Origin of the sequence: Trinickia sp., from assembly GCF_035492435.1 — a bacterium.
GTDB lineage: Bacteria > Pseudomonadota > Gammaproteobacteria > Burkholderiales > Burkholderiaceae > Trinickia.
Window position 1 is genome coordinate 1 of sequence record NZ_DATJJF010000090.1, and the last position, 12,000, is coordinate 12,000.

11 protein-coding genes and 1 tRNA gene are annotated in these 12,000 nt (G+C 60.6%); 1 reads left to right on the forward strand and 11 read right to left on the reverse strand.

The window, feature by feature from the left end:
- Positions 1-81 precede the first annotated feature (81 nt).
- The 11 genes from rplT to VL598_RS06365 form a co-directional block, all read right to left on the reverse strand.
- A complete protein-coding gene (gene rplT / locus VL598_RS06315) occupies positions 82-441 on the reverse strand; it encodes a 50S ribosomal protein L20 (RefSeq protein ID WP_004192938.1) in 360 nt (119 codons plus the stop codon).
- Positions 442-469: 28 nt separating this feature from the next.
- A complete protein-coding gene (gene rpmI, locus VL598_RS06320) occupies positions 470-667 on the reverse strand; it encodes a 50S ribosomal protein L35 (protein WP_325325869.1) in 198 nt (65 codons plus the stop codon).
- A 232-nt stretch (positions 668-899) separates the two neighbouring features.
- Entirely contained in the window at positions 900-1,421 is a 522-nt protein-coding gene (infC, locus tag VL598_RS06325; RefSeq protein WP_325325870.1) for a translation initiation factor IF-3, read from the reverse strand.
- 51 nt (positions 1,422-1,472) lie between these two features.
- Entirely contained in the window at positions 1,473-3,380 is a 1,908-nt protein-coding gene (gene thrS / locus VL598_RS06330) for a threonine--tRNA ligase (RefSeq protein WP_325325845.1), read from the reverse strand.
- Positions 3,381-3,667: 287 nt separating this feature from the next.
- Positions 3,668-3,744: transfer RNA gene (locus VL598_RS06335), tRNA-Val, on the reverse strand.
- 152 nt (positions 3,745-3,896) lie between these two features.
- The gene (locus VL598_RS06340; protein WP_414718666.1) at positions 3,897-6,131 is read right to left on the reverse strand and encodes a RelA/SpoT family protein; all 2,235 of its coding nucleotides are present in this window, start codon (positions 6,129-6,131) and stop codon (positions 3,897-3,899) included.
- Positions 6,132-6,197: 66 nt separating this feature from the next.
- Entirely contained in the window at positions 6,198-6,551 is a 354-nt protein-coding gene (locus VL598_RS06345) for a RidA family protein (protein WP_325325847.1), read from the reverse strand.
- 83 nt (positions 6,552-6,634) lie between these two features.
- A complete protein-coding gene (locus tag VL598_RS06350) occupies positions 6,635-7,579 on the reverse strand; it encodes an alpha/beta fold hydrolase (protein WP_414718665.1) in 945 nt (314 codons plus the stop codon).
- A 99-nt stretch (positions 7,580-7,678) separates the two neighbouring features.
- Positions 7,679-8,320, reverse strand: a complete 642-nt coding sequence (locus VL598_RS06355; protein ID WP_325325849.1) for a CoA transferase subunit B — start codon at positions 8,318-8,320, stop codon at positions 7,679-7,681.
- Position 8,321: 1 nt separating this feature from the next.
- The gene (locus VL598_RS06360) at positions 8,322-9,026 is read right to left on the reverse strand and encodes a CoA transferase subunit A (protein ID WP_325325850.1); all 705 of its coding nucleotides are present in this window, start codon (positions 9,024-9,026) and stop codon (positions 8,322-8,324) included.
- Positions 9,027-9,252: 226 nt separating this feature from the next.
- On the reverse strand, positions 9,253-10,032 hold the full coding sequence (locus VL598_RS06365) for an SDR family oxidoreductase (protein WP_325325851.1): 780 nt from the start codon (positions 10,030-10,032) through the stop codon (positions 9,253-9,255).
- 236 nt (positions 10,033-10,268) lie between these two features.
- On the opposite strand from VL598_RS06365, the gene VL598_RS06370 reads away from it, so the two are divergent.
- A complete protein-coding gene (locus VL598_RS06370) occupies positions 10,269-11,942 on the forward strand; it encodes an electron transfer flavoprotein-ubiquinone oxidoreductase (protein WP_325325852.1) in 1,674 nt (557 codons plus the stop codon).
- Positions 11,943-12,000 lie beyond the last annotated feature (58 nt).

Below are 12,000 nucleotides of genomic sequence, written 5' to 3' on the forward strand. Positions count from 1 at the left end.
CTCGGTGAGGAGCCCCCGTTTTTGTTGCGGCGATGGCGGCTAATCGCCTACATCGCCGCCACGAACCACGCAGTCTTGCAATCAGGCTGCAACGGCGGCTTTCACCTGCTTCACGATCGCGGCAAAAGCAGCCTTGTCGAACACGGCCATGTCAGCGAGAACCTTGCGGTCAAGCTCAATGGACGCCTTCTTCAGACCGTTGATGAACACGCTGTAGGTCATGTCGTGCTGACGAACGGCCGCATTGATACGGGTGATCCACAATGCGCGGAACACACGCTTCTTGTTACGGCGATCGCGGTACGCATACTGACCCGCGCGCATGACCGCTTGCTTGGCAATGCGGTAGACATTATTGCGACGGCCGCGATAGCCCTTCGCAAGATTGATGATTTTCTTGTGGCGGGCACGTGCTGTAACCCCACGTTTGACTCGAGGCATGTTTCGCTCCTATGAGTATCGGTTGAGGTTAAGCAAACGGCAGCATCGCGCGCACTGAGTCCAGATTCGTATCATGGACGGCGGCGGAACCGCGCAGGTGGCGCTTGTTCTTCGTGGTTTTCTTGGTCAGGATGTGGCGCTTGAAGGCTTGACCGCGCTTGACGGTACCGCCCGGACGCACCACAAAGCGCTTCGCAGCGCTTTTCTTGGTTTTCATCTTAGGCATGACGAAAAACTCCATTTATTAGATGGCGATGGGTGTGCGGCCGGCAAAAAAGCCCCTGATCCGCCCTTTGAAACCCAGTCCACTTGTTTGCGGCATGCCGTCACCGGCCACCGCGCTTTCAGTACGAATGCCGCCCGGAGGCCAGACATTCGCCCTAAAACTTCGAATCACGAATGAGGAAGCGCGCCGCCCCTAAGAGCGGCTCAAAAGAGCCATCTGGCGCGCAGCGCACTCACTTCTTCTTCTTCGGCGCAAGCACCATGATCATCTGGCGCCCTTCCATCTTCGGCATCTGCTCGACCTGACCGACTTCGTCCAGATCCGTGCGCAACCGCTCGAGCATACGCATGCCGATTTCCTGGTGCGCCATTTCGCGACCGCGGAAACGCAACGTGATCTTCGTCTTATCGCCTTCCTCGAGAAAGCGAACGAGATTGCGCAGCTTGACGTTGTAATCGCCGTCATCAGTCCCCGGGCGGAACTTGACTTCCTTCACCTGGATGACCTTCTGCTTGAGCTTCGCCTCGTGCTGTTTCTTCGCTTCCTGGTACTTGAACTTGCCGTAGTCCATCAGACGGCAAACAGGCGGATCAGCCTGGGGTGCGATTTCCACCAGATCCACGTCCTGCTGCTCCGACAGGCGGAAAGCCTCTGCCAGTTTTACGATGCCGAGCGGTTCGTTGTCGACTCCGGCCAGACGCACCTCGGGTGCCGTGATTTCACCGTTGATGCGATGCGACTTGTCAGTAGCGATGTTACGTTTCCTCTCAAGAGTAAAAAAACGAGCCGCGCTGCCGAAGTGGCTTCACTTGAACGCCTGGACGTCTTGACGCAGACGCTCAACGAAAGCATCGATCGGCATAACGCCCAGATCGACACCGCCACGGGCACGCACGGCTACCGTTTGTGCTTCACGCTCTTTATCGCCGACAACCAGCAGGTACGGCACCTTCTCGAGCGTGTGCTCGCGTATTTTATAGCTAATTTTCTCGTTGCGCAAATCGGATTCGATCCTAACTCCTTGTTTTTGCAACGATTGAGCAATGCCATTCGCATACTCAGCCTGGCTTTCGGCGATATTCATGACGACAGCCTGCGTCGGAGCGAGCCATGGCGGCATCGCGCCAGCAAAGTGCTCGATGAGAATACCGAGAAAACGCTCCATCGAACCGACAATCGCCCGATGCAGCATGACGGGCCGGCGCCGGCTGTTGTCCTCGGCGACATACTCGGCGCCGAGCCGCTCAGGCAGCACCATGTCGAGCTGAAGCGTGCCGCACTGCCAGGAGCGGCCAAGCGCATCCTTGATGTGGTACTCGATCTTGGGACCATAGAAGGCACCTTCGCCCTCAAGCTCTTCCCACTGCAACCCGCAGGCCCTCAGCGCTTCGCGCAACCCTTCTTCCGTCCGATCCCAGATTTCGTCGGTACCTGCGCGCTTCTCCGGGCGCAGCGACAACTTGATGTCGATGCGCTCGAAGCCAAAGTCACGGTACACGCTCATCGCGAGCGTGTTGAACTTGATCGACTCGGCGATAAACTGGTCTTCCGTACAAAAAATGTGCGCGTCGTCCTGCACAAAGCCGCGTACGCGCATGAGGCCGTGAAGCGCACCCGATGCCTCGTTGCGATGGCACGAACCGAACTCGGCGTAGCGCAGCGGCAAATCGCGGTACGAGCGCAGACCATGGTTGAAGACCTGCACGTGGCCTGGGCAGTTCATCGGCTTGATCGCATAGTCACGCTTTTCCGACTCCGTCGTGAACATGCCCTCGCGATAGTTCTGCCAATGCCCCGAGGCCTCCCAGAGCGACCGATCCATGATCATCGGCGTCTTGATCTCGAGATAGCCATCCTCATTCACACGGCGGCGCATGTATTGCTCAACCTGCTGCCAGAGCGTCAAGCCCTTCGGATGCCAGAACACCATGCCCGGCGATTCGTCCTGCAGGTGAAAGAGATCGAGCTGACGGCCGAGCTTGCGGTGATCGCGCTTCTCGGCTTCCTCGAGCATATGCAAATAGGCGTCCTGATCTTCTTTCTTCGCCCAGGCCGTACCGTATATGCGCTGCAACTGCTCGTTCTTCGAGTCGCCACGCCAGTACGCGCCCGCGACCTTCATCAGCTTGAACACCTTCAGCTTGCCCGTGGACGGCACGTGCGGGCCGCGACACAGATCCGTGAAGCCGCCATGCGAGTACAACTTGATTTCGTCGCTGGCGGGAATCGATTCAATGATCTCTGCCTTGTACTTCTCGCCGATGCTCTTGAAGTAGTCGACTGCTTCATCGCGCGACACGACACGGCGCGACACGAGCTCGTCCTTCTTCGCCAGATCCTGCATGCGCTTTTCGATCTTCTCCAGATCCTCCGGCGTGAAGGAGCGATGGAACGCAAAGTCGTAGTAGAAGCCGTTGTCGATCACCGGGCCGATGGTGACCTGCGCCTCGGGATAGAGATCTTTGACTGCGTACGCCAGCAAGTGCGCCGCCGAATGTCGAATGATGTCGAGACCTTCGGGGTCTTTCTCGGTCACGATCGCAAGCGACGCATCGTCCTCGATGCGCGTGGACGTATCGACGAGCTCGCCATCGAGCTTGCCGCCGAGCGCGGCCTTCGCAAGACCAGGGCCGATGGATGCCGCCACTTCGGCAACCGTCACCGGATGTTCGTACTGTCGAACCGAACCATCGGGCAGGCGTATCGAAACCATTGCGTTCTCTCCGGTTGCCGCGTTTGAAGGCGGCTCAAACGAGCAGTGCCAGGACTGCTCATGATTTGCTCGGCCCCGCCGCAGCGGGCAAAAAAAATGCGGCCCCGCTTTCGAGGGGCCGCAATCACTTTGAAACCACAAGACTTAAATAGGCGAAAGGGATCCCCGACTAGCGTCGCTCCGAAACAGTTCCGGTCAACGTTCGCGGTACCATAACCATTTTCACCTTGCTCGCTATACGAGCATCTTTACTTCATGGATACCCGCGAACGGGCATCCAAATTCGTTGGTAGGCTCGATTGGATTCGAACCAACGACCCCCACCATGTCAAGGTGGTGCTCTAACCAACTGAGCTACGAGCCTGAGAGAAATGAGATTATATGGAGCCTATCGAATCTTGGCAAGTACTTTTATGCGTCCACATGAAAAAAGTTATCCGAGGGCCGCACGCTTGGATTCACAGCCGGTTCAACGGCAGCGATCACCAGTGAGATCTGAGCAGCGAAAGCGGCACGTCATGCCCTGCGTACCGCACGCAGCACGCCGCTCACCTCACCCAGCAGCGAGCAAGCACGTTGAGCTTGCGTCGAGTTCGACACCTCCACGGTGAACTGCATGAAGGCGGCGTTGCGGCGGCTCTGACTCTTCACGCCGACGACGTTCATTTTCTCGCGCGCGAACACCTCTGAAATGTCGCGCAAGAGTCCCTGCCTGTCCTGAGCTTCGATCGCGATGTTGATGGGGTACACCGAGGCGCCGCGCCCGGCGAGCACCTCGGCCGACCACGCGGTCTGCAGCACGCGCTCGGGCACCCGCGCCGCCATGCGTACGAACATCGGGCAGTCGTTGCGATGGATCGACACGCCCTTGCCGCGCGTCACGAAACCACCGATCTCGTCGGGTGGCGCCGGACGGCAGCAGCGAGCGAGCTGCGTGAGCAGCGCATCGACGCCGACGACGAGCACCCCTGCCGATGCCCCTTGCGCGACACTGGCGCCACTGCCGCGCTTTTCGAACTGCTCCGGCACCTCAGGCTGCGGCTCGGGCGGCGCAGCATCCGAGAGCGCGTGCTCGACGTTGCGAAGGCTGTACTCATCCTTGCCGACAACGGCAAAGAGATCGTCGGGCGACTTGAACCCGAGCTTTGCAGCCAACTGATCGAGATTCACCGACGTCTTGCCCTCGCGCTGCAGCGTCTTCTCGACCATCGCACGTCCGTTCGCGATGTTTTCCTGCAGTTCGATTGCGTTGAACCATGCCCGGACTTTCTGCCGTGCACGGCCGCTATGCAGATAGCCGAGGTGGGGATTGAGCCAGTCGCGCGACGGCCCGCCCTCTTTCACGGCGATGATCTCGACGGTCTGCCCGTTCGCAAGCGAGGTGTTGAGCGGCACCATCACACCATCCACGCGCGCGCCGCGGCAACGGTGGCCGAGCTCGCTGTGCAGGTGATAAGCAAAGTCGACCGGCGTCGCCCCTTGCGGCAGCGCCATGACGCGGGCCTGGGGTGTCAGCACGTAGATTTGATCGTCATCGAGCTTCGCCTGCCGCAGTTGCTCCCAGGGCTTCTGCGCGCGCTCTTTCCCTTCCGGACCTTCCTCAACCTCGTCCTTCCACGCAAGCAGCTGGCGCAACCAGGCGATCTTCTCATCGTACTTTTCGCTCGCACTGAACTGCCCGGCGTAGCCACGCGCACCGGCCTCCTTATAACGCCAATGCGCTGCGACGCCGTACTCGGCGAACCGGTGCATGTCGTGCGTGCGGATCTGAACTTCGAAGGCGCGACCATCGTCGCCGATGACAACCGTGTGCAGCGATTTGTAGCCGTTGGGCTTCGGACGCGAAATGTAGTCGTCGAACTCCTTCGGCACCGGCTGCCACAGGTTGTGCACGATGCCGAGCACTGCGTAGCAATCCTTGATGTCGGGCACGATGACCCGAAACGCGCGAAGGTCGTACACATCGGCAAAATCGAGCGTCTTGCCGCGCATCTTTCGCCAGATGCTGTAGATATGCTTGGGCCGGCCACTCACCTCGGCCCGGATATCGGCGGAGGCGAGCTCTTGCTGCAGCCGCTCGATCGCATGTGCAACGTAAGTCTCACGCTCGACGCGCTTCTCGTCGAGCAGTTTGGCCACGCGCTTATAGGTATCCGGATCCTCGAAACGGAACGCCAGATCCTCCAATTCCCACTTCAGCTGCCATATGCCGAGGCGATTGGCGAGCGGCGCGTAGATGTCGAGGGTCTCACGCGCCACTTCGATACCGGGCGGGCGCTTCACCGCCGCGTAGTAACGCAGCGATTGCAGGCGCGACGCAAGCCGGATCAGCACCACGCGGATGTCGGCCGCAAACGCGAGCAGCATCTTGCGCAGCGCTTCGATCTGCACGCGCCGCGCCGCCTTTTCGTCGCGCCCGGCTTCGGCGGGCACGCTTTGCGCCGCGCGCAGGCTCACCGTACCGAGCCGCAACAGCTTGCGCACGTCACCCACCAGTTGCGCGACCTCCTCGCCGAAGTGCTCCGTGAGCATGCGCTCGGGATCGTCGAGACATGGCGTCAACGCGAAAAGCGCAGCGGCCAGCACTGCGGACTCGTCGACGTTGAGTTTGCGCATGATCGCGGCCGTGCCCTCGGCGTGCTCGGCGAGCGGCTCGCCCGAGGGCAGCCGCGCATCGCCAGCGTGCTTGCGCACGAAGGCGATGGCGTCCTCGTGAGACGGCGTGGTGGCAGTGTCCGGTACGGCAATCATCGCTTGATGCATTTTCTACCGCTCGTTTTTGAGCAAGACTGCCGCCGCACGAATATCAGGCGCGGTTCAACTCCGCTGTGCGGCGACGACGACGACTTCGACAAGGCAATCGGGATTGGCGAGCTTCGCTTCCACCGTGGCGCGCGGCGGCGTGGCACCCTGCTGTACCCACTCTTCCCAGACCGCATTCATGCCGGCAAAGTTCGCCATGTCGGACAGATAAATCTGCACGAAGAGCAACTGGGACTTGTCGCTGTTCGCTTCGGCGAGCAGGCTATCGACCTGCCCCAGCACTTCGCGGGTTTGTCCGGCGATGCCCTCTTCGGTTTTCTCGGCGATCTGGCCAGCCAGATAAACGGTGCCGTTATGAATGGCAATCTCGGAAAGACGTTTGCCCACATGGTGACGAATGATTGCCATGATGCTTTTCCATGAAAAAGTTGAGTGGCCGCGCGCGGCGGCACTTGCCAATGCGTGAATCGTGCACCGCGCCGAAACCACTATTATGACGCCGCCGCGGATTCCCCGAGGAAGAAGCGTCGCGCTAGGGCAATCTGCTCGGCATCGAGAAAGGCCGGCGCATGCCCAACCCCCGCAATTTCCGCGCTGACGACGTTTTGCCCGCGTTCGACCATACGGGTCATGGTTTCGCGGGAAAGCAGGTCCGACAACGCACCTCGCACGACGAAGACAGGGCACGCAATCGCCTCGAAGAGCCGCCACAACAGCGCTTCCCCTGCGGCACTCGACTCAGGCGTCGACGCGGCGAAGGGTACAGCGATACCCGGGTCGTAGCGGAATTCCCAGGCACCGTCCTCGCGCCGGCGCAATAGCGGCGTATTGATGTCGCGCCACTCTTCGCGCGTAAGCGGACCGAACGACGCCGCTAGCAGTGCCGCATGGTCGATGCCCTCTTCTAGCGTCGCAAAGCGCACGGGTTGTCCGACATACGAGCGGATACGTTCGAGCGCCACCGGCTCGATGCGCGGGCCAACGTCGTTAAGCAACAGCTTTCTGATTGGCGTGCTGGGCAAGCCAGCCAGCGACATCCCGATGAGACCCCCCATCGACGTACCGAACCAATCGACCGTCTCGACATCGAGCCGTGCGATCAGCGTCACCATGTCCGCGACATATTGTGGCATCGCATAGCGCGAGGCGTCAGGCAGCCAATCGGACAACCCGCGCCCCGCCACGTCGGGACACACCACGCGGTAGACGTCCGAGAGCTGTGCGGCGACGCGATCGAAGTCCCGCCCCGAGCGCGTGAGGCCATGTACACAAACGAGCACACGCGGGTTCGCCGGATCGCCCCATTCGGTATAGGCGATCCGGTGCAGGCCTCTCGGGTTCACGCACTGAACATAACGCTGACGAGGGACGGCTGAACATCCGGGCGCAGAACTATTCGCGGGAGCGGCAGAGACAGTGTTTGCGGAAACACTCATGACTCGATCCTCGGATTAGAAAACGGGCGAAGCGCCAGCCTCGCCCGTCCTGTCATCGACGCACCGGCGCATCGACGCAACGCCGCGCCGGCCTCTCGGTCAACGCACAGCGCTCACGTCGAGCGGTGCGCCTGTCTTCGACTGCATTTCCTCGATCGTGACGCCAGGCGCCACCTCGATAAGCTTCAGGCCGGCGTCAGTCACATCGATGACGCCGAGATCCGTGATGATGCGATCGACGACGCCCACCCCTGTCAACGGCAGCGTGCACGCGTCCAGAATCTTGTGCTCGCCGCCCTTGGAAACATGCTCCATCAGGACCACGACACGTTTCACGCCCGCGACGAGATCCATGGCGCCGCCCATGCCTTTGATCATCTTGCCGGGGATCATCCAATTGGCCAGATCGCCGTTCTTGCTGACCTGCATCGCGCCAAGAATGGCGAGATTGATATGGCCGCCGCGAATCATCGCGAACGAGTCAGCAGAGGAGAAGATCGACGAACCGGGCAGCGTGGTGATCGTCTGCTTGCCGGCGTTGATGAGGTCCGGATCGATCTCGTCTTCGGTCGGCGACGGGCCGATGCCGAGCAGACCGTTTTCGGACTGGAGCCACACCTCGATGCCGGCCGGCACGTAGTTCGCCACGAGCGTGGGGAGTCCGATACCTAGATTGACGTAAAAGCCGTCTTGCAGTTCCTGTGCCGCGCGCGCGGCCATTTGTTCACGGGTCCAAGCCATGTCAGTCTCCCTTTGCGCGCACGACGCGTTGTTCGATGCGTTTTTCCGGATGCGCGTTGAGCACGATGCGCTGCACGAAAATGCCCGGCGTATGGATCGCATCGGGGTCGAGCCCGCCCACCTCGACAATCTCTTCGACCTCGGCAACGGTGATGCGGCCCGCCATCGCGCACATCGGGTTGAAGTTGCGCGCAGTTCGACGGTAAATGAGATTGCCAGACTTGTCGGCCTTCCACGCCTTCACGAGCGCAATATCGGCCGTGAGCGAGGGCTCGAGCACATAGTAGTTGTCGCCGAACCGGCGGGTCTCCTTGCCCTCCGCGATCATCGTGCCGTAACCGGTATTCGTATAGAAGGCAGGAATACCGGCACCTCCCGCGCGCAGCTTTTCGGCTAGCGTACCTTGCGGCGTGAACTCGAGCTCAAGCTCGCCCGCCAGATACTGTCGCTCGAACTCCTTGTTCTCGCCGACATACGATGAAATCATCTTTTTGATCTGCCTCGTTTCGAGCAGAAGACCAAGTCCGAAGCCGTCGACGCCCGCATTGTTGCTGATGCAGGTGATGCCCTTCACACCGGAGTCGCGTAACGCCGCAATGAGCGCCTCGGGAATGCCGCACAGGCCGAAACCGCCCACCGCGAACGTCTGTGCGTCTTTGACGATGTCCGCAAGCGCGGCCGACGCGCTCGGATAGACCTTGTTCATCGCTTTGTCCCTTCCATGTTTGGAATTTCGAAATTGGGGCGACCGTCTTGCTCAAGCCTGTTTTTTTGTTACCTCATTCTAGGACCTGTTTGCGCCAGTCGCTGAACACCTCTGGCCACACGCTGCCGGCCGCGTCACCCTCTTTGTAATGGCGGACAGCCTACGACGCCAGGCGCTTGCGGCACAATACGCAAAAATACATAAGTAGAAGGGCCGCCTTCGCGTGTTACGCCAAGGCGAACCCGTCGTCAGCCGCGATCACAGCCCCGTTGATGAACTGCGATTCGTCGGCCGCAAGCAACAGCAACAAACCGTCGAGATCCTCCGGCTGCCCCACACGCCTGCGCGGCAGCATCGACAGCAGCTTCTGCCCCTGCTCCGTCAGCCAATGGTGATGATTGATCTCCGTGTCGATATAGCCTGGGCAGATCGCGTTCACGTTGATGCCGTGACGCCCCCATTCAAGCGCCATGGCTTTGGTCATCTGGACGACTGCGGCCTTGCTGATTGAATAAAGGCCGATTTGGGGCAGCACGCGCAGCCCTGCCACAGACGCGATGTTGATGATCCGGTAAGACGGCTTCGCGGTGCCGGCACCCGCGCGCATGATCATGCGCTTTGCCACTTCTTGAGCCACGAAAAACGCGCCGCGCGTATTCGTATCGAAGACGAATTCAAAATCGGCCGGCGTGACCTCCGTGAGCTTTTGCGTCGTCGAAACGCCCGAGTTGTTGACCAGGATATCGATCGTGCCGGCCTCGGTCTCTGCGTGCGCTACGGCCGATTTGATGCTTTGATAGTCGGTGACATCGAGCGACACCACGTGTGCCGCGCCGCCCGACGCTTCGATCTCGGCCCGCAGCTCCTTGAGCACCTCGACGCGACGGCTCGCCAGGACGACTTTCGCGCCGGCCTGCGACAGGACAACGGCAAAGCGCTTGCCTAGCCCGCTCGACGCGCCCGTAATCAACGCCACCTTTCCTTCCAGATTGATCGAACGGCCCATTGTTCCCTCGTCTGGTTTTCCTCGATGAGGTAGCGCGAGCGCGCGCCTTCCGCAACCGGGACAGCCATGCTGCACCGGTGACTACGAAACACGCCGGAAAGCACGCACGAGCCAGAGACGCCACGTCATCTTAAAATAGTACGATCGTGCTAATACCCGTCCGTTCGGTTGCAGCGCTCACGGCCTTCGCTGACAATACGAACCCGAAAAAGCATTCTAATGGCAGAGGAGCCTCAATGACCCCCGAAAGTCTCATCGAGCAATATGGTCCCCGCGAGTCGATGGAGTACGACGTTGTGATCGTCGGCGGCGGCCCTGCCGGTCTGGCCGCTGCGATTCGGCTCAAGCAGCAAGCGCAGGAAAAAGGCACTGAGATCGGCGTGTGCGTGCTCGAGAAGGGGTCAGAAATCGGCGCACATATTTTGTCGGGTGCTGTCATGGACCCGCGCGCCATCACCGAGCTCATTCCCGACTGGAAGGAAAAAGGTGCCCCGCTCAACGTGCCGGTGACCGAAGACAGGTTCCTCTTTCTATCCGAAGCCAGCGCCGTCAGGACCCCAAACTGGGCACTGCCGGACAATTTCAAGAACCATGGCAATTATGTCATCAGTCTCGGCAACGTTACCCGGTGGCTGGGACAGCAGGCGGAAGCGCTCGGCGTCGAGATATTCCCCGGTTTCCCTGCGGCAGAAGTGCTCTATCACGAAGACGGTTCGGTCAAAGGCGTCGCCACCGGCAATATGGGCATCGGCAAAGACGGCGAGCCTACCGAGAACTGCCAGGTTGGCATGGAGCTGCATGCGAAATACACGCTCTTTTGCGAAGGTGCACGCGGGCATCTCGGCCGACAACTGAACGAGCGCTTCAAGCTCGACAAGGATGCCGATCCACAGGTCTACGGCATCGGCATCAAGGAGCTGTGGGAGATCGATCCGGCTAAGCATCAGCCGGGGCTCGTCATCCATACCGCCGGCTGGCCACTCGATACGCAAACCTACGGCGGCTCGTTTCTTTATCACGCCGAGAACAACCAGGTCGTTGTCGGCTTCGTGATCGGTCTCGGCTACACGAATCCCTATCTGTCGCCGTTCGAAGAGTTTCAGCGCTACAAGACGCACCCCACGATCCGTGCGTTCCTCGAAGGCGGGAAGCGTCTTTCTTACGGCGCACGGGCGATCACGGCGGGCGGCCTCCTGTCGCTGCCGAAGCTCGTCTTTCCAGGCGGCGCGCTCGTCGGCGACGACGCTGGTTTTCTCAATGCATCGCGCATCAAAGGCAGTCACGCCGCCATCAAAAGCGGCATGCTTGCCGCGGAAGCGGCGTTCGAGGCCGTGCAAGCGGGCCGTCGCGGCGACGAGCTCACCGCCTATCCGGAGGCATTCAAGGGCTCATGGCTCCATGAGGAGTTGAACCGCGCACGCAACTTCAAGCAGTGGATGAGCAAGGGCCTCTATCTCGGGACGCTGATGGTCGGCATCGAGCAGAAGCTTTTAGGCGGCAACGTGCCGTGGACGCTGCATCATCGGCATCGCGATCACGAGACGCTCAAGCCCGCGTCCCAGTGCACCCCGATTGTCTACCCGAAGCCTGATGGCAAGCTGACGTTCGATCGACTCTCATCGGTCTTCCTCTCGAGCACGAACCATGAGGAAAACCAGCCCGCGCATTTGACGCTCAAGAATCCGTCGGTACCCGTCGAGGTCAACCTGCGAACTTACGCTGGACCGGAAGGCCGATACTGCCCGGCTGCGGTGTACGAGTTCGTGAAAAGCGAGGACGGCGGGGACAGGCTCGTCATCAACGCGCAGAATTGCGTGCACTGCAAGACGTGCGACATCAAGGATCCTACGCAGAACATCGTCTGGGTCACACCCGAAGGTGGCGGCGGTCCCAACTACGCGAATATGTGACAGCTCGGCGCCGGGCGGTCACAACCTCGCCGCGCGGCGGCATCGCTTCGTAACACGC